This window comes from Pseudomonas sp. MSSRFD41, from assembly GCF_014230245.1.
Lineage (GTDB): Bacteria > Pseudomonadota > Gammaproteobacteria > Pseudomonadales > Pseudomonadaceae > Aquipseudomonas > Aquipseudomonas piscis.
The window spans coordinates 187974-205650 of record NZ_JACKZK010000008.1 but is presented as its reverse complement, the minus strand read 5'-3'; the positions used below and the strand labels follow the sequence as shown (position 1 = coordinate 205650).

Here is a 17677-nt window from a genome sequence, read left to right as displayed (position 1 = left end):
TAGCAGACCAGGAACTCATCATTGAAGCCCCAACACTTGCTGCCGCTGGCCGTGGCTACCTTGCTCATCGGCTGTGGCGAACCGTCGCCGGACGAAGAACTGAACGCAACCCTGCCCCAGGTCGGCCTCGAGCAACTGCTGCCCCCTGCCACGCCCAACCAGTACTGCACCACCCAGCTGGACACTGAGCTGCTGTTCGGCCTCGGCTACCAGCTGTACGACCACGACCAACCCGAGCTGGCGCGCAGTTGCCTGATCATGGCCGCACCCAGCTACGACCGGGCCCTGTGCTACCTGGCGAAGATCGCGGAGCAAGACAGCAGCAAGGACAGTGCCGAGCGTGATCGCGAGGCCTTTGGCTACATGGCCTACTCGGCACGCAAGAACGACTCCTGCGCCGAATTCGGCATGTTCCAGAACTTCACCTTCGGGATGCGCGGGCAAACCCCGGACACCGCCTTGGGCTTGCGCTGGCTGGAGCGCTCGGCACGCCATGGCGACACCGACGCCCAGCAGACCCTGGTGCGCCTGCATACCAACAAGGGCAACCTGGCCCTGGCCTACAGCTGGGCCAAGGCGCTGGACGACCAGCAGAAGATCCTGGGCCTGAAGCAGAAGATGAGCGCGCAGCAACTGGGCGAAGGCGAGCAGGAGTACCAGCGGCTGAGCCCACAGCTGACCAGCCAGGACAGCGTGCGCCAGCAAAACCGCGAACAGAACATCGCGCTGTATACAGCGGGCGTCTATCAACTGCGCCCCACGGCCTTCGAGAGCATGCCCGCAGCCGAGCGCCATGCCTTCATGGACCGGGCCCTGACCCGGGTCAGCGCGCTCCCTGAGTTCACCAACCGGCTGCAGCTCTATGCCTACGCGATCATCGCCCGCCAGGCGCAGTTGCGGGACCCGCAGCTGGACATCCTGCAGAACCCCCAGGTCCTGGCCCTGTTGCAGAATCCCGACCTGGACCTGGAGCCAACCCTGATCCAGGCCCTGGCAATCCTTGCGCCAAGCGGCTCATAGGCCTGCATGCCGCATTTCCTTTTCTCCATCATCGACCAGGGAACCTCCTTTGAAATTGCTCAAGGCATTGCCACTGACCTTGCTCGCCGTACTGGCTGCATGCTCTCCCGAAGCCCCGCAACCTGCCGCGCCCAAAGCCCCGGACCTGAACGACAGCCTGCCCAAGCTGAGCTTGCAGACCCTGCTGCCGCAGGTGCCCGACACCCAGGACTGCAACCGCCGGATGGACAGCGACGTGCTCTACGGCATCGGCATGGCGCACTTCAACGACAACGACTATCCGGCCGCCAAGAGCTGCCTGGTACTGGCCGCCCCCGAGCAGCACCGGGCGTTCTGCTACTTGTCGATGATCGCCGAGCAGGAAAGCGATGGCAGCGATGCCGGGCTTGATCGCGAGTGGTTCGATTACCTGGCCTATGCCGCCCGCCAGAACGACTGGTGCGCCGAATACGGCCTGTACCAGGTGTACCGTTTCGGTCGCAAAGGCATGGCCGCGGACCGGGCCCTGGCCCAGCGCTGGCTGGAGCGCTCGGCCCTGCACGGCTACCCGGTAGCGCAGCAGGCCCTGGCCCAGACCCTGGAGGAACAAGACGACCTGGCGAGCGCCTATGCCTGGTCGAAGATCATCGACGACCGCAATGCCAGCGGTGAGCGCGAGGCACTCAAGGCACGCCTGGGCGCCGAGCAACTGCTGGCCGCCGAGCAGCACTACAACCAGCTGCTGCGCCAGGTCACCAGCAAGGAGGCGATGTACGCCCAAGCCCGGGAAGAAGATGTCGGCCGCTACTCGGCCACCATCCAGCAGGCCTACCCGGACACCTTCCGTGGCATGGCCAGCCAGGAGCGACGGGACTTCGTCCGCCAGGCCATGCTCAAGGGCATCGACCTGCCGTACATCCACAACCGCCGCCAAATCACCAGCTACATGGTCATCAGCCGCCGCGCGCAGCTCAAGCAGGCCAACGCCGACGTGCTGCAGAACAAGCAGATTGTCGCCCTCCTGGGCAATGACGACCTGACGGTGGCGCAGATCCTGGACAAGGCCCAGGTCATCCTCAACAAGCACTACAAGTAGCGCACTCACGCGCCAGTCGCCGTTTCGCCGGCGGCTGGCGACTCAGTCCTGCGGGTCTTGGCGGACCACCACGGTGCAGGTGATACCCGCCGCCAACAGCACGCCCTCGGGCACCTCGTCGATATGGATGCGTACCGGCACCCGCTGGGCCAGGCGCACCCAGTTGAAGGTCGGGTTGACGTCGGCGATCAGCTCGCGGCTCTCGGGGTTGTCACGGTCGTAGATCCCTCGGGAAATGCTTTCCACATGGCCCTTGAGCACCTGGCCGCTCATCAACTGCATGTCGGCCTTGTCGCCCACGCGCACGTGGGGCAGCTTGGTTTCCTCGAAGAAGCCGTAGACCCAGAACGAATTCATGTCCACCACCGCCATCTTCGCCTCGCCGATGCGCGCGTAGTCGCCACGGTGCACGTTGAGGTTGGTGACGTAGCCGTCCACCGCCGCCCGCACCTGAGTGCGTTTGAGGTTGAGTTCGGCGGCTTCCAGCTGGGCCTGGGCGTGCTGGTAGTCGGCCAGGGCCGAGTCGGCGATGTTGCCGGCGTCGTCGCGGTTTTCCTTGGAAATCACCAGGCTGTCCAGGTCGGCGCGGCGCCGGGCGTTGACCTTGCGCATCTCCCAGGTGGCTTTTTTCGAGGCCACCAGCGATTGCGCCTGCTTGACCGCGATCTGGTAGTGCTCGGGGTCGATCTGCATCAGCAAATCGCCCTTGTGCACCAGCTGGTTGTCCTTGACCGGTACGTCCACCACCTCGCCGGTGACGTCGGCGGCGACGTTGATGACGTCGGCCCGTACCCGCCCATCGCGGGTCCAGGGGGTGTACATGTAGTGCTCCCACAGGGTACGGCCGATCCACAGGGCCAGGGCCAGCACGAGCAGGGTGGCGAGCAGGCTGAAGAACTTTTTCATTGCGGGGGTCTCAACGGTAGACAGTGAGCGCCATGGCGCCGAACAGACAGCAGAACAGGCTCAGGCGCAGCAGCGCCGGGTGCCAGAAGAAGCGATACAGGTCATAACCGGAGATGAACCGGTCCAGGGCCCAGGCCAGGGCCGCGGCGATGAAGAACATCAGGGTCATGGTCGGCATGTAAACGCCGTGGAAGGCGATTTCACGAGGCATGTGCAGGTCCTTGGGGCGCGGGCACCGCCGGCTTGGCCACGGCATAGGCCGCCAGCGGCGATTGCGGGTCGAGCAACGAAGTACGGATGAAATGCAGGTAGCTCTTCACCCGGCGCAAGGCCGAGGTGTCGAAGTGCGGGGCGAAGGGTTCGTCGGTGGCCTGGACCCGGCTGATGGCATGGTCCACGGCGATCAGCCCGCGTTCCAGGTTGCTCTGGCTCGGTTGCAGGAACAGCCGCACCAGGGAGCGACCCATGACCCGGATCGCCTGGCGCCAGGGCTGGGATTCGGCATAGGCCGGGTGCACCGGGAGGATCGCCTGCTCCTTGCGCAGCTCGATGATGGCGTGGCCGACCTCCAGCACTACGAACATCCAGCGCAGCAGCTCGCTCTGCACCTTGGGCTGGCCCACCGCCAGGCCATAGGCCTGGTGCAGCAGGTCGCGGGTGCTGCTCTCGAAGCTCGACGCCAGGCCCTTGAGCTTGCCGCTGATGGCATACACCACCTGGCCGCGCAGGTCCTGCTCCAGGCGGCGCCACAGCCAGCGGCTGTTGGGCGGCAGGATGATCGCCCCGGCCGCGGCGCACACCAGCATGCCCATGACCATGGCGATGTAGTCGTTGATGAAGGCGTAGGGGTTATAGATCGTCAGGTTGTCCGGCACCGAGCCGGTGCTGAAGAAGATCAGCAAGCCCAGGCCGACCCCGGCGTACTTGGGCCGCGAGGCCAGGAACGAGCCCAGCACGATCACTGGCGCCAAGGTCAGGCACAGCAGCGGGAAACCGTCGAGCCAGGGGAACACGAAGAACATCTCGACGAACCCCACCAGGGCGCCGATGAAGGTCCCGCAGGCCATCTGGAACGCCATGCGCTTGGGGTTGGGGGTGGCGGCCGACAGGCCGATGGTGGCGGCGGCGATCAGGGTCATGGTGGCGCCACTGGGCCAGGCGGTGGCGACCCAGTAGCTGCCCAGCACCAGCAGGACGAAGGCGGCGCGAATCCCCGAGGCGGCCGAGGCCAGCCAATTGGTCCGCGGGGTGTAGGGCTCGTCCCAGCGTTCGCGCTCATGGCTGTGCTCGGCCAGGGAGGCGTGGGTCTGGGCGTAGCTGTGCAGTTCGTCGACGAAGCGGTACAGCAGCTCGTAGGCGGTGTGGAAGTCCAGTTGCTCGGCATCGCTGGGGGCGGTGTCCTGGAACGCCGCGCGCAGACTGCGCACCCGCGCCGGCAGCTCGCCTTTATAGGCCGCCAGCGCCGTGGCCAGGCGGGCCGCGTCGGGGCTGGTCAGGGCCCGCCCGGAGAACCCGTCCAGCAACTCCGCCAGGTCGTAGAGCCCGGGCTTGATCGCCGCCACCACGTGATCGGCACCGCTGCTGCGCAGGCGTTCGAGCAACTGATGCAGGGCGTTGAAGCGCGTGGTGATGCCCATGAACTCGCTGTTCAGGCGGCTCAGGCGACCGTTGCGCCGGCGCATGTGCGGGTCTTCGAACACGGTCACGCTGCGCAGCCCTTCCAGGCCCACCGCCTCGGCGATGAAGCGCACGTTGCTGCTTTCGAAGGCATCGCGCTGGCTGCGGCCGCGCAGGCCGTCGGTGACGAACATCGCGAACACTCCGAAGCGCTGGTACAAGGCGTTGCGCATGGCGGCACTGGCGGTCTGCGGCAGGATCGCGGCGCTGACCAGGGTCGAGCAGAGAATCCCCAGGGAGATCTCCAGCACCCGCCAGACCGCCGCCATGAAGGCGCCCTCCGGATGGGCCAGGGCCGGCAAGCCGACCATGGCCGCGGTGTAGCCGGCGAGGACGAAGCCATAGGCGCGGAAGTTGCGATAGCGCGCAGCGCCAGCCGAGCAGATACCGACCCAGATCGCCAGCGAGCCCAGGAACAGTTCGGTGTTCTGGGCGAACAAGGCGATCAGCGCCACCATCACCGCCGAGCCGGCCAGGGTACCGAGGAAGCGATAGAAGCTCTTGGCGAACACCTGGCCGCTCTGCGGCTGCATGACGATGAACACGGTGATCATCGCCGTGCGCGGCTGCGGCAACTCCAGGCGCATGGCCAGCCACAGGGTGAGGAACGCCGCCGCCAGGACCTTGAAGATATAGACCCAGGTCACGCCGTCGCTGCGTGCCCAGTCGAAGAAACCCCGGCGCCACTCAAGGGAATACAGCCAGCGCAAGGGTGCGGGCAAGGAAGTCATCGAAACCTGCTTCAGTGATCAAGGACGGCCAGGGCCGCCGGGGTCTTGGGCGCTTGGATCTGTTTGTCGGAGGGCACGTCGCGACCGGCTTGCAGGCCACCGCCCAGGGCGGTCACCAGGTCGGCCTGGGCGACCAGGCGCGCGGCCTGGACCTGCTGTTGCACCTGTTGCTGATGCAACAGCAGGGTCTGGGCATTGAGCACATTGAGGTAGTCGGTCAGGCCGCGCTGGAACGCCACGGTGGCCAGGTCGTAGGTCTTCTGCGCGGCGGCCACCGACTCGGCGGCGAACGACTGCTGCTTGTCCATGGACTCGCGACGGATCAACTGGTCGGAAATGCCCTTGAGCGCATCCACCAGGGTCTGGTTGTACCTGGCCACGGCCAGGTCGTAGCCGGCCGAGGCTTCACCCAGTTGCGAACGCAAGCGGCCGCCGTCGAAGATCGGCAGGCTGATGGCCGGGCCGACGTTGTAGTTGAGCTTCTTGCCGGTGAGGAACTCCAGGGCCCCGCCGCCGGTGGCCATGAAGCCGATACTGCCCACCAGGTCGACGTTGGGATAGAAACCGGCATGGGCCACGTCGATGCCCCGGGCCTGGGCCGCCACCTGCCAACGGCTGGCGACCACGTCCGGGCGCTGGCCCAGGAGCTCGGCGGGCAGGGCCGACGGCAGTTTCAGCGCCGCGCCCAGGGCCAGGCTCGGCCGTTGCAACTGCGCGCCCTCCCCCGGCCCCTTGCCGGCCAGGGCCGCCAGTTGGTTGCGGGCCAGGGCGATTTCTTCATCCAGGGCGTCGATCTGGCGATGGGTTTCCGGCAGCGGCGCTTCGGCCTGGCTCACTTCGAAATGCGTGCCGATGCCAGCGTCCAGGCGCCGCTGCGCCAGCTCGAGAATCTGTTGCTGCTGCTTGAGGGTGGCCAGGGCGATATCGCGCTGAGCGAAGTGCAGGGACAACTGGATATAACTGCGCACCACGTTGTTCACCAGTTCCAGCTGGACCAGGCGGGCCTCGGCCACGCTCATGTGGGCCAGGTCCACGGCGCGCTCGGTGGCATTGCTTTCCCGACCCCACAGGTCCAGCGCATAGCTGAAGCCCAGGGCGGCGTTGTTGTCCCAGGTGGTGCTGTTGGACAGCGCCCCGGGGCCATAGAACGGGTCGGTGGGCCAGTTGTGGCGCTTGAGAGTGGCGTCGCCCTTGACCTGCAGCGACTCGGCCGACTCGGCGATGCCGGCCATGGCCTTGGCCTGGCGCACCCGGGCAGCGGCCATGGCCATGCTCGGGCTGCCTTGTAGGGCCAGGTCGATCCAACGGTTGAGCTGCGGGTCGCCATAGGCCTGCCACCACTGGGCACTGGGCCAGTGGGCATCGCGCGCGGCGCTCTGGATCGCCTCGTCGGTGGCCAATGTATTAGCGGGAAGTGTCTTGCCTTGTGGGGCAATGCCTCCGGTTCCGATGCAGCCGCTGATTGCTAACGATAAAGCCCAAACACTGAGGGTCTTGAACCCTCTGCTGATGCGACGCGGCACTGCTGCGAATTCCTGAGATCGAGGGGGATGGCAAATCTCTCGCAGGTGCCGGCTGGCCAACGGTCCAGGCCCGGATATCGGGTCGGACGGCGCTTCGTCGGCAAGGCTCCTGCGGATCGGCGCAATTCTAGGGGGCGGCCGGTTCGGCGATAAGCTGGGATTCCTGTGAATCTTTGTTACCGTAAACGCGATAATCCCTTGGTCGTATCCCCAGACGCCTGTAAAAACAGAAACTTCGTGTCACAATTTGCAATCTCCTTTGAGAGCACCCCATGGACACCTTGCAAAACATGCGTGCCTTCAGTTGTGTCGCCGAAGCCGGCAGCTTCACTGCCGCTGCCGTGCAACTGGACACCACCACGGCCAACGTCTCGCGCGCCGTCTCCAATCTCGAGGCACACCTGCAAACCCGCTTGCTCAATCGCACCACCCGGCGTATTGCCCTGACCGAGGCCGGCAAGCGCTACCTGCTGCGCTGCGAGCAGATCCTGGCCTACGTCGAGGAAGCCGAGGCCGAGGCCAGCGACGCCCATGCCCGCCCCGCCGGGCAGTTGAAAGTCCACACCATGACCGGCATCGGCCAGCACTTCGTGATCGACGCCATCGCCCGCTATCGCAAGTCGCACCCGGACGTGACCTTCGACCTGACCATGGCCAACCGCGTGCCGGACCTGCTGGACGAGGGCTACGACGTGTCCATCGTCCTGGCCAGCGAGTTGCCCGACTCGGGGTTCGTGTCCCAGCGCCTGGGGATCACCTACAGCATCGTCTGCGCCTCGCCCGCCTACGTGAAGGCCCACGGCTGCCCGCAGAAGCCCAGCGACCTGCTGCACCATGCCTGCCTGCGCCTGGTGAGCCCGGTGATTCCCCTGGAGAAGTGGGCCTTCGACGGTCCGGAAGGCCAGGAAATGGTCACCATCAACAGCTCGCCGTTCCTGGTGAACTCGGCCGACGCCATGAAGACCGCGATCATCAGCGGCATGGGCATCGGCGTGCTACCGGTGTACGCGGCCATCGAGGCCCTGCGCAACGGGACCCTGGTGCGGGTCATGCCCAAGTACCGCTCCCAGGAGCTGAACCTCTACGCCATCTACCCCTCGCGCCAGTACCTGGACGCCAAGATCAAGACCTGGGTCGAGTACTTGCGCGGTTCGTTGCCGGAGATCCTCGCCGCGAACCAGACCGAACTGGCGTCCTATGAGCTGAGCGGCACCCTGGCCAGCGCCCGCTCCGGGCACTGAACAACCGGCCCCTGGCGCGGGCGCCAGGCCAGAAAAAGCCCATGGAACGGGCTGTTTGATGGTAGCGTGCCAAGCATTTTCCCCCGCCTGACGAGCCGCTTCGCGATGAAAAAGACCGTACTAGCCTTCAGCCGCATCACTGCCCAGATGACCGAGCGCCTGCAACAGGACTTCGAAGTCATAGTGCCCAATCCCAAGCAGGGGGATATCGCCGCCCAATTCAACGAAGCCCTGCCCCGGGCCCACGGCCTGATCGGCGTCGGCCGCAAGCTGGGGCGCGCGCAGCTGGAGCACGCGACGCAGCTGGAAGTGGTGTCGAGCATCTCGGTGGGCTACGACAACTACGACCTGGACTACTTCAACGAACGCGGGCTGATGCTCACCAACACCCCCGATGTGCTCACCGAAAGCACCGCCGACCTGGCCTTCGCCCTGCTCATGGGCAGCGCCCGCCGGGTCGCCGAGCTGGACGCCTGGACCAAGGCCGGGCAGTGGCAAGCCAGCGTCGGCCCGGCGTTGTTCGGCTGCGATGTACATGGCAAGACCCTGGGGATCGTCGGCATGGGCAATATCGGCGCGGCCATCGCCCGCCGTGGACGCCTGGGCTTCGGCATGCCGATTCTCTACAGCGGCAACAGCCGCAAGGCCGCCCTGGAACAGGAGCTGGGCGCGCAGTACCGCAGCCTCGAGCAGTTGCTGGCCGAGGCCGATTTCGTCTGCCTGGTGGTGCCGCTGAGCGAGCAGACCCGGCACCTGATCGGCCAGCGCGAACTGGCGTTGATGAAGCCCAGCGCGATCCTGGTGAACATTTCCCGTGGCCCGGTGGTGGACGAGCCGGCGCTGGTCCAAGCCCTGCAGAACGGCCAGATTCGTGGTGCCGGCCTGGACGTGTACGAAAAGGAACCGCTGGCGCAGTCGCCGCTGTTCCAGCTCAAGAACGCCCTGACCCTGCCCCATGTCGGCTCGGCCACCGGCGAGACCCGCGACGCCATGGCCGAGCGCGCCATGAGCAACCTGCGCAGCGCCCTGCTGGGCCAGCGCCCGCAAGACCTGGTCAACCCCCAGGTGTGGAAGGCCTGAAGCTGTAGCCGCTGTCGAGCCCTCGCACGACGGCGTGCCCGCCAAATCGCGTCATCCGGCTTGGCGTCGGCTGCGCCGCCGTGCGCAGCTTCGCCAGCTCAGCAGCGGCTACAGGATTCGCCGCCATTTACTGCTGAACGCCTGTAGCCGCTGTCGAGCCCGCGAGCCCTCGCAGGAGGGTGGGGTCAGGCCGTTGCGCGCAGTTTCGCGGGTTTGCTGGCGGTGCCGGGCTTGCGGAAGACCAGGACGTTGCCCAGCATCACCAGGACCAGGCCGGCCAGGGCCGGGGCGGTCCACTGGTAGCCCTCCACCACCGCCGAGACGTTCAGCGCCACCACCGGGAACAGCACCGTGCAATAGGCCGCCCGTTCCGGGCCCATGCGCCCCACCAGGGTCAGGTAGGCGGTGAAACCGATCACCGAGCCGGGAATCACCAGGTACAGCAGCGAGCCGATATAGCGCGTGCTCCATTCCACATCGAAGGCGATGCCCTGGGCCAGGCAGTACAGGGCCAGTAGAGTCGCTCCGTAGGCCATGCCCCAGGCGTTGGTGGTCATGGGCTTGAGCCCGGCCTTCTGCTGCAGGCTGGAGAGCATGTTGCCGGCCGAGAAGCACAGGGTGCCCAACAGGCCCAGCCCCAGGCCGAGCAAGGTCTGCGGGCTGGCGCCATGGCCCACCAGCTCCGGCCAGAACAGCAGCCCCAGCCCCAGCAGGCCCAGGCCGCCACCGAGCAGCACGTTGCGGGCGATCTTCTGGCCGAAGAACACCCGCGCATTGAGGGCGTTCCACAAGGTCGCGGTGGAGAACACCACCGCCACCAGGCCAGTGGGCACCCACTGGCTGGCATGCAGGAAGCACATGAAGTTGAGGCAGAACAGGCACAGGCCCTGGGCCAGGCAGATCAGGTGGGCGCGGCGGTCCATCGCCTGCAGCTTGCCGCTGGCCAGGAGCATGACGAACAGCACCAGGGCCGCCAGGGCGAAGCGATAGACGATGGATACCGGAATCGCCACCACGCCCAACTGCAGCTTCAGGGCGATCCAGGTGGTGCCCCAGATCAGCACGGTCAACAAGTACAACGACAGGTTCATGGCACGGCTCCTTGTATAAGGAACACAGTCTCGCGCCCGGAACCCAGCCTGCGCTTGCACAAACTTGCGGTTTTTATCGGCAACCGGCTGGCAGCCCGGACGCGACGGAGTAGGATGCGCAACATCGGCACACGAACCTCGCGATTCGATCACCATGTCCGCACTGGATAGCCTGCAAGTCTTCCAAGCCCTGAACCGCTCGCCCCACGCGCGCCTGGAGCACAGCGCCGAACTGGGGGACGGCTTGTGGGCGGCCATGTGGAGCAACCATCACGACGCCCAGGAATATGCCGCGCCCAGCCACCACACCCTGTCCTGCTACATCGCCGGCGGCACCGGCACCTTCCGCCGCGACCGGCCCGGAACCATGGGCGGCCCGGGCAAGCTGTGCATCCTGCCCGCCGAGCACCAGTCGGCCTGGGTGATCAATGGCGACATTCGCCTGGCCCACGTGTACTTCAGCCCACAGCAGTTCGCCCTGGGTTGCGTCACCTTGCTGGACCGCGAACCCCGGGAGATGCAGCTGCGCGAGAGCCTGTTCCTCGACGACCCGCAGCAGACCCGGCACTTCCAGCAACTGATCCGGTTGAACTGGAACGAGCCCGGCGAACGCCTGCTGACCAGCAGCCTGGCCCACGAGATGCTCGGCCACGCCTTGCTCAACCAGGCCGGCCTGCGCCAGGGCCTGCGCCTCAAGGGCGGCCTGGCCGCCCACCAACGGCGCCTGCTGGCGGACTACATCGACAGCCAGCTCGACACGCCCCTGAGCCTGGGCCAACTGGCCGGCCTGTGCGCCCTCTCCGAGTACCACTTCGCGCGGATGTTCCGCGCAAGCTTCGGCCTGCCGCCGCACCAATATGTGCTGGCCCGGCGCCTGGAGCGGGCGCGCCTGCTGTTGCGCAGCAGCGCCCGGCCCCTGGGGGACATCGCCCTGGCCTGCGGCTTCGCCAGCGCCAGCCACTTCACCAACCGCTTCCGCCAGGCCGTGGGCGGCACTCCGGGCGAATACCGCCAGGCCTTCGCCGGCTGACCCCGGCCTCAGGGCGCCAGGGTCAGGACCCTGAAGGTATTGGCATGGAACAACGGGTCCGGCTTCGGCTCACCCGGGGTCGGCGCCGGTTGAGTGAAGTCCATCGCTGCCAGGTAGACCTTCCGGCTACGCGGGTCGAACGCCATGTTATAGGCCATGGGTTGGGTGCTGACGCTGCCCAGCGCCTGGTAGCGGTCGGCATCGAGCTGGGCGATCAGGCTGAGGTTGGCGTCCACCCCGCTGGCCACCAGCACCCGGCGGGACTGCGGGTCGTAGGCCAGGGCGTTGACGTCCCGGGTGATCGGCAGGCTGGCCTTGAGCGCGCCGTTGTCGCGATCGAGCACCAGCAACCGTGGGCGCTCGCCGCGACAGGCGAGGAACAACCGCGAACGCTGCTCATCCTGGGCCAGGGCACTGGGCCGCTGACAATCGGGATACTGCCAGCGATCCAGGACCTCGAAGCTGCTGGACGACAACCGCGCCAGCACGCCTTCGTCGCGCATCGGCAAGAAGAAGCTGCCATCGCCCTTGAGCAGCAGCGGGTCGATCTTCTTCACCGCCAGGTCATGGACGGCGACGATCCGCTCCTGCTGCGGATCGAAGACGAACAGCGTCGAGCGATCGGCCCGGCGCCCGCTGACGATGATCACCTGGCCGGTTTTCGGCTCGTACACCGCGCTGTTGAGGTTGCTCTGGGACACGGCGATACGCTTGAGCGGCTTGAGTGTGGATAACTGCACCACGCCCAGGCTGCCATCGGTATTGAGCACCAGCACCCGGTCCAGTTCGGGCACGAACACCACGCCATTGGCCCCCGCCGACTGCTCCAGGGTCCGCAGCGGGCGCTGCTTGTCCACATCGAACACGCTCAGGCCGTTGTCGCGCCGGGCCAGGAACAGATAGGGCCGGACCGGGTCCAGGGCGATGAAGCCCCAGCTCGAACCGGCGCCCGGCAACAGCGCCTGGTGCTCACGGTGATACAGGCGGGCATCGGCCGCCGCGCCCTCGGGTTGCGCCGCCAGGGCCAGGTGGCAGAAGCCCAGGGCCAGGAACCACAGGTGACGGATCTTCATCAGAACTCCAGGGTGCTGGACAGCGACACTTGCCGTGAATCGCCCAGGGAGACGAAGTACTTGCTCGCCGACGAGGTGTAGTAGGTCTTGTCGAACAGGTTCTTGACGTTGAGCTGGAACTTGACCTTCTGCCCTTCGAGCTTGGTGTCGTAGGTGGCGAAGGCATCGGCCACGGTGTAGCCCGGCAGGTCGAAGCTGTTGGGCGCATCGCCGGCGCGCTCGCCGACATAACGAGCACCGGCGCCGACCCGCAGGCGATCACCGCCCAGCAGGCTGCCGAAGTCGTAGACCGCCGACAGCGAGCCGCTGTTCTTGGCCACGTTCTGCAACTGCTTGCCCTTGTACTGGGTGTCCTTGGTCACTTGGGCATCGGTGTAGGCGTAGCTGCCGATCAGGCTCCACTGGTCGCTGAGCTGGCCGGTCAGGTCCAGCTCCAGGCCCTTGGAATGCACCTCGCCGGCCACGCTGGTGACCGTCTCGGTGGCCGTGGCGGTGGACACCAGCACGTTGCGCTTGGTGATGTCGAACAGCGCCGCGCTGGCGGTGATGCGCCCGGGAATATCGAGCTTGGCCCCCAGCTCCCAGGACTTGGCTTCTTCAGGCTCGATGGAGCCATCCAGCACCGCGGTGCCACCGGCCAGCTGGGCGATGCTGGAGTTGGGCTTGAACGATTCGGTGTAGCTGCCATAGAACGACAGCTGGTCGGTGTAGCGATACACCAGGCCGGCACGGGGCACGAACTTCTGCCCGTTGCTGTCGGTGTTGGCATGGAACGGCCGGCCCTTGCCGGCGTACTGGTCGTACTCCTGGAAGCGTCCGCCGCCCACCAGGATCCACTGGTCGGTGAGGTGGATGGCGTCCTGGAAGAACAGCGAGTCGCTGCGCAGCAAGTCGGTCTGGTCGCTGTCCGGGGCGCTGACGTTGGTGCCCGCCACCTGCTGGCCGTACACCGGGTTGCGGTAGTCGAAACGGGTGTTCTTGCCGCGAATCAGGTCGGCGCGATAGATCTTGCGGTACTCGTCGTCGAGGCCGAACACCAGGTCATGCTGCATGCCGGCCAGCTGCACCTTGCCTTCCAGGCTGGCGGTGGCGTAGCGATCGGTGGTCAGGGCGCCCTGGGTGCCGTCCATGGTCCGGGTCAGGGTGCCGTTGGCATTCACCGCGGTCAGGCGCACCTGGCTGGCGTCGTAGGTCTCGCGGTTCCAGCTGTAGCCGAAGTGGGCCTGCCAGTCGTCGCCAAGTTCGTGGTCGACCTCGAGGCGGTACAGGTCCGAGCGCCCTTCCATGTCGTTGAACGGCTCGTCCAGGCGCCGGGTGGCCGGGATGTCCAGTGGATGGTTGGTCTTGGGATCGATGGCCGTGCCACGGTCGAACGGGGTCAGGAACTCGCGATGCTCGTAGGCCAGCAGGACCTTGGTGCGCTCGCCATACCAGGCCAGGGACGGCGCCACCAGGGATTCGCGATGGGTGCCGAAGTTGCGCCAGTAATCTTCGTCTTCGTGATCGACAATCAAGCGGTAGGCCAGCCCGGAGTCGCCGAGCGGCCCGGTGGTGTCGAGGCTGCCACCGCTGCCGTTCTTGCCCGAGCCGTAGGTCGAGCCGCGCACGGTCAGGGCGGTGGACTGTTGCAGCTCAGGCTTCTTGCTGACCACGTTGATCACCCCGCCCGGGTCCTGGATGCCGTAGAGCAGCGAGGACGGCCCCTTGAGCACTTCGACCCGCTCGGCCGTGGCGTTCAGGGCGCGGCCCTGCACCACCGGCATGCTATCGCGCATGATCGAGCCGTTGCGGTTGTCGCCAAAACCCCGCAGCAGCACCGCATCCTGGGTGCCGCCCAGGGTGTTGGTCTGGGTGATGCCGCTGACGTTCTTCAGCGCGTCGTCCAGGTTGCGCGGGACCTGGTCCTTCAGGACCTGGGCCGGGACCACGTTGATGATCTGCGGGATTTCCTGGTTCAGCGCCTGGCTGCGCGCCACCGAGGTGGTGGCCGGCGGCTGGTAGCTGGTGCTGTCGTCGGCCCCCAGGGCGGTGACGCTGGTGGCGCCCAGGTTCAAGCCGGCGCCTTGGGGCAGCGGTTCGAGGACCAGGGTGTGGGCATCGCTGCGCCGGTAAGTGAACCCGGAACCGCCCAACAAGCGCTGCAAGGCCTGCTCGGCCCCGAACTGGCCATTGAGCGCCGGCGCCTGGACGCCATAGGGCGTATCGGTGGTGTAGACCACGCTGATACCGGTGACCCGGGTGAAATCGCTCAACGCCTGGGGCAGTGGCTTGGCGGCAATGGTGAAGTTGAAGAGCGCGCTGTGCTGGGCACTGCCGGATTCGGCCGCCAGGGCCACGCCCAGGGGCAGCAGCGCCAACCCCGACACCATCAGCGCGGATGCGCCGAACCAACGTTTTACCGCAGCGTTTGCCACCGAATTTGCCCTGGACTTCATGCTTGAGACTCGTGTGTAGGAGCACATTGAATGCGAATTGATCGCACTTTCAAGCACTACACGGATGTCGAGGGCAAAGACCTCAGCCATTTTTTGAAAATATTTTCAGCCGCGTTGGAGTGAGTCCACGAGCGGACCTGGCAAGCCGGTTCTACGACCGCTGCGCGCCCGGGCGCAGCCTGCGGCAGCGGCTACACCCAGCAAGTGCCCGAAGCACCTGTAGCCGCTGCTGAGCCTGCGAAGCGGCGACAAGGTCCGCAGGACCTTCAGCGGCCCATCGGCTGTCGCCCGCACACCTCAATTGCTGCGCTCGATCCGCCCGGCGCTGGTGGCGGAGCCGGCCGGCTTGCCCTGGTGCTCCATGTCCTTGAGGTACTGCAACATGGCGTCCAGGTCGCTGATGCCCAGGTCGCTGCGCTGGGTGCCGTCCTTGAACAGGCTGAAACGATCACCGCCTTCGCCCAGGAAGGCGTTCATCACCACCCGGTAACGGGTATCGGCGCGCAATGGCTGGCCATCCAGGCGCAAGCTGTCCGGCACCACGCGGTCCCCCACCGGGCGCTTGGCGTCCCAGCGGTAGCTGAAACCCCGTGAGACCTGGAGGATGTTGGCATCGTCCGTGCCTTTCCACTGCTGGTTGAGCACTTGCTGCAACTGCCGGCCAGTGAGGTCGAAAGCGACCAGGGCGTTGTTGAAGGGTTGCAGGGTCGCCAACTGCCCGTAGTTGAGCTTGGCCTGCCCGGGCTCCAGGGCCAGGTCGCTGCGAATGCCACCGGTGTTCATGAAGGCGATCTTCGCGCCATTGGCCTGGCCGGCGGCCAGGTGGGCATCGGCGATCAGGTCGCCCAGGGGCATTTCCCCGGCGCCATCGGCGCGTCGGGTGATGGACGGGGCGCCAATCGCTGCCACCGGGCTGAGCAACACTTCATTGCTGCGCGCCTCGACGTCGCGCTGCAACCGGGCCAGGCCCGGGTCCTGTGGATAACGCGCCGGGTCGGCCAGCAGGTTGACCGCCTTGATGTCCGTGACCCGGTGCTGGCCCGGGGTCACTTGCAGGGTCAGGTGGGTCAGCAGGTGGCCATAGGAATTGCCCTGGGTCACCAGCAGCGAGCCGACCTTGCACAGGTAGCCCTGGTGCGAATGGGCGCTGACCAGCACGTCCACCGCCGGGTCGAGACGCTTGGCCACGTCGACGATGTCGCCACCCAGTTGCGAGCAGTCGGGCTTGTCGAACGGCTCGGGGGTCGCGCCGCCCTGGTGCACCACGGCGATGATGGCGTTGGCGCCCTGGGCCTTGAGCTCGGGAACCAGTTTATTGATGGAGTCGGCTTCATCCGCCACTTGCAGGCCACGCATGCCCTTGGCGCTGACCACCGAGGCCACGTCACGCAATACCGCGCCGACGAAAGCCACCTTGACCCCATGCACTTGTTCGATGCGGTAGGCCGGCAGCAGCGGCTTGCCGGTGTCGCTGTCCATCAGGTTGGCGGCCAGGTAGGGAAAGCCGCTGCCTGCGTAGTCCGGGCGGAACTGGCAGGCCTTGTCCGGCCGTGGCGATTGGCAGCCACCGTTGACCTGGCGCAGGAACTCGGCCTTGCCCTGGTCCAGTTCGTGGTTGCCGATGGCGCTGAGCTTCAGGCCCATCTGGCGCAGGGCGTCCAGGGTCGGCTCGTCGGCCCACATGGCCGACAAGGGCGGGCTGCCACCCACCAGGTCGCCGGCGCCGATGAACAACAGTTGCGGATCTTCCTGGCGTAGCTGGCCGAGCATGCCGCCCAGGGTGGCGATACCGCCGGCCTGGAGCTTGCGCACGCCGCCGGGGGCGCTCGGGTCCTTGAAGCTGAAGGGGTTGGCTTGCAAGTTACCGTGCAGGTCGTTGATGGCGACGATGTTCACCGCCACTGGCTGTGGCTCATGGGAGAGCGAACTGCAACCGGCCAGGGCGACCAGGGCGAATGTCAGTGCCCCCAGCAACCGGGGCATGGGACGAGGACGCGACATGGAAAAAGTCCTTGTATTGTCGGCAAGAAAAAAGCCGCTGGCGCAGGCGGCGCGGCGAGCCTGGCGGACGCTCTGGGAGCGCCCGCCCGGTCATCGCCCGCGGCCTTGGGCAGCGGCTACGGCGCGTAGCTTATCAGGCAGGTTGCAGGGTGCCCTGCACCGCTTGCGCTGGCGCCGGGGCTTTCAGGGCCGTGCCCATGCCGGCGCGCAGCAGCAGGATCTTCAGGTGGTCGGTGATGCGTTCGACCCGATCCTGGAAGTGGTTGTGGAAGATCATGCTGCCCAGGGCGATGGCGATCCCCAGTGCCGTGGCGTACAGCGCGGTGCCGATACCCTTGGACACCTCGCCCGGGTCGGAGACACCGGTCTCGGCCAGGGCCTTGAAGGTGTCGATGATCCCCAGGATGGTGCCCAGCAGGCCCAGCAAGGGTGCAGCGGTAACCACCGTCTCCAGCAGCCACAGGCCATGCATCAGCTTGCTGCGGGTGGCGATGTAGATCGACTCGCTGAGGTCTTCCAGGTCCTTGTGGCTGGCCAGCCCCTGCTTGTGGGCGAACAGCTCGGCGACCATTTCCAGGGGCAGGCTGTTGCGCTCGCGCAGCTGCGCCGGCAGGTCGTCGACGCTATGCATCTTCGGGTTGAGCACGGTCTCCAGTTTCTTTGCCTGGCGCAGGCTGAAGCTGAAGTAGATACCCCGCTCCACCGCGATGAAGGCGGCGATCGCGGCGGCGCCGTACATGGTGTAGAAGGTGATGTCGTGCAGCAGATTCATGTCCATCGTCATGTCCTCTTGT

14 protein-coding genes are annotated in these 17677 nt (G+C 66.4%); 5 read left to right on the top strand and 9 right to left on the bottom strand.

The annotated features are described in order from the left end of the window. Positions 1-21 precede the first annotated feature (21 nt). Together H7A76_RS15015 and H7A76_RS15010 are read left to right on the top strand one after the other, a co-directional pair. Positions 22-1020: a hypothetical protein gene (locus tag H7A76_RS15015; RefSeq protein ID WP_185699208.1), complete on the top strand. Its 999-nt coding sequence runs from the start codon at positions 22-24 to the stop codon at positions 1018-1020. A 49-nt stretch (positions 1021-1069) separates the two neighbouring features. Beyond that, positions 1070-2095, top strand: coding sequence for a sel1 repeat family protein (locus H7A76_RS15010; RefSeq protein WP_185699207.1), 1026 nt, complete (start codon positions 1070-1072; stop codon positions 2093-2095). A gap of 42 nt (positions 2096-2137) precedes the next feature. Here H7A76_RS15010 and H7A76_RS15005 read toward each other — a convergent pair whose 3' ends face one another. Genes H7A76_RS15005 through H7A76_RS14990 form a run of 4 tightly spaced genes read right to left on the bottom strand, consistent with a single transcriptional unit; the run spans position 2138 to position 6932 of the window. Further along, a complete protein-coding gene (locus H7A76_RS15005) occupies positions 2138-3001 on the bottom strand; it encodes an HlyD family secretion protein (RefSeq protein WP_185699206.1) in 864 nt (287 codons plus the stop codon). A 10-nt stretch (positions 3002-3011) separates the two neighbouring features. Next, a complete protein-coding gene (locus H7A76_RS15000; RefSeq protein ID WP_007930063.1) occupies positions 3012-3212 on the bottom strand; it encodes a DUF1656 domain-containing protein in 201 nt (66 codons plus the stop codon). Then, the gene (locus H7A76_RS14995; protein WP_185699205.1) at positions 3202-5409 is read right to left on the bottom strand and encodes an FUSC family protein; all 2208 of its coding nucleotides are present in this window, start codon (positions 5407-5409) and stop codon (positions 3202-3204) included. Before H7A76_RS14995 ends, H7A76_RS15000 begins: the two co-directional genes overlap by 11 nt. Before the next feature lie 11 nt (positions 5410-5420). Next, the gene (locus H7A76_RS14990) at positions 5421-6932 is read right to left on the bottom strand and encodes an efflux transporter outer membrane subunit (RefSeq protein ID WP_185699204.1); all 1512 of its coding nucleotides are present in this window, start codon (positions 6930-6932) and stop codon (positions 5421-5423) included. 272 nt (positions 6933-7204) lie between these two features. Here H7A76_RS14990 and H7A76_RS14985 point away from each other — a divergent pair, with 272 nt between their 5' ends. Further along, a complete protein-coding gene (locus H7A76_RS14985; protein ID WP_185699203.1) occupies positions 7205-8173 on the top strand; it encodes a LysR family transcriptional regulator in 969 nt (322 codons plus the stop codon). A gap of 105 nt (positions 8174-8278) precedes the next feature. Next, positions 8279-9253, top strand: coding sequence for a D-glycerate dehydrogenase (locus H7A76_RS14980; RefSeq protein ID WP_185699202.1), 975 nt, complete (start codon positions 8279-8281; stop codon positions 9251-9253). A gap of 185 nt (positions 9254-9438) precedes the next feature. Here the strand turns inward: H7A76_RS14980 and H7A76_RS14975 are convergent, their stop codons facing one another. Continuing rightward, positions 9439-10344, bottom strand: a complete 906-nt coding sequence (locus H7A76_RS14975) for a DMT family transporter (RefSeq protein WP_185699201.1) — start codon at positions 10342-10344, stop codon at positions 9439-9441. Positions 10345-10498: 154 nt separating this feature from the next. On the opposite strand from H7A76_RS14975, the gene H7A76_RS14970 reads away from it, so the two are divergent. Further along, positions 10499-11374 (top strand): AraC family transcriptional regulator, encoded by an 876-nt coding sequence (locus H7A76_RS14970; RefSeq protein WP_185699200.1) that lies wholly within the window; start codon positions 10499-10501, stop codon positions 11372-11374. Positions 11375-11382: 8 nt separating this feature from the next. On the opposite strand, the gene H7A76_RS14965 is transcribed toward H7A76_RS14970, so the two are convergent. The 4 genes from H7A76_RS14965 to H7A76_RS14950 form a co-directional block, all read right to left on the bottom strand. Beyond that, positions 11383-12447 carry a YncE family protein gene (locus H7A76_RS14965; protein WP_185699199.1) on the bottom strand — a complete coding sequence of 355 codons (1065 nt, stop codon included), beginning with the start codon at positions 12445-12447 and terminating at the stop codon, positions 11383-11385. Beyond that, positions 12447-14882 carry a TonB-dependent siderophore receptor gene (locus H7A76_RS14960; protein ID WP_185699198.1) on the bottom strand — a complete coding sequence of 812 codons (2436 nt, stop codon included), beginning with the start codon at positions 14880-14882 and terminating at the stop codon, positions 12447-12449. Before H7A76_RS14960 ends, H7A76_RS14965 begins: the two co-directional genes overlap by 1 nt. A 297-nt stretch (positions 14883-15179) precedes the next feature. Then, positions 15180-16883, bottom strand: coding sequence for a bifunctional metallophosphatase/5'-nucleotidase (locus H7A76_RS14955; RefSeq protein WP_185699197.1), 1704 nt, complete (start codon positions 16881-16883; stop codon positions 15180-15182). Between the two features lie 133 nt (positions 16884-17016). Then, positions 17017-17661 (bottom strand): MotA/TolQ/ExbB proton channel family protein, encoded by a 645-nt coding sequence (locus tag H7A76_RS14950; RefSeq protein ID WP_185699196.1) that lies wholly within the window; start codon positions 17659-17661, stop codon positions 17017-17019. Between the last annotated feature and the right edge of the window lie 16 nt (positions 17662-17677).

Bases quoted from the DNA above. Each gene is read 5' to 3' on its own strand.
- H7A76_RS15005 (WP_185699206.1), bottom strand. From the start codon at position 3,001: ATGAAAAAGTTCTTCAGCCTGCTCGCCACCCTGCTCGTGCTGGCCCTG.
- H7A76_RS15000 (WP_007930063.1), bottom strand. From the start codon at position 3,212: ATGCCTCGTGAAATCGCCTTCCACGGCGTTTACATGCCGACCATGACC.
- H7A76_RS14995 (WP_185699205.1), bottom strand. From the start codon at position 5,409: ATGACTTCCTTGCCCGCACCCTTGCGCTGGCTGTATTCCCTTGAGTGG.
- H7A76_RS14985 (WP_185699203.1), top strand. From the start codon at position 7,205: ATGGACACCTTGCAAAACATGCGTGCCTTCAGTTGTGTCGCCGAAGCC.
- H7A76_RS14980 (WP_185699202.1), top strand. From the start codon at position 8,279: ATGAAAAAGACCGTACTAGCCTTCAGCCGCATCACTGCCCAGATGACC.
- H7A76_RS14975 (WP_185699201.1), bottom strand. From the start codon at position 10,344: ATGAACCTGTCGTTGTACTTGTTGACCGTGCTGATCTGGGGCACCACC.
- H7A76_RS14970 (WP_185699200.1), top strand. From the start codon at position 10,499: ATGTCCGCACTGGATAGCCTGCAAGTCTTCCAAGCCCTGAACCGCTCG.
- H7A76_RS14965 (WP_185699199.1), bottom strand. From the start codon at position 12,447: ATGAAGATCCGTCACCTGTGGTTCCTGGCCCTGGGCTTCTGCCACCTG.
- H7A76_RS14960 (WP_185699198.1), bottom strand. From the start codon at position 14,882: ATGAAGTCCAGGGCAAATTCGGTGGCAAACGCTGCGGTAAAACGTTGG.
- H7A76_RS14955 (WP_185699197.1), bottom strand. From the start codon at position 16,883: ATGTCGCGTCCTCGTCCCATGCCCCGGTTGCTGGGGGCACTGACATTC.
- H7A76_RS14950 (WP_185699196.1), bottom strand. From the start codon at position 17,661: ATGGACATGAATCTGCTGCACGACATCACCTTCTACACCATGTACGGC.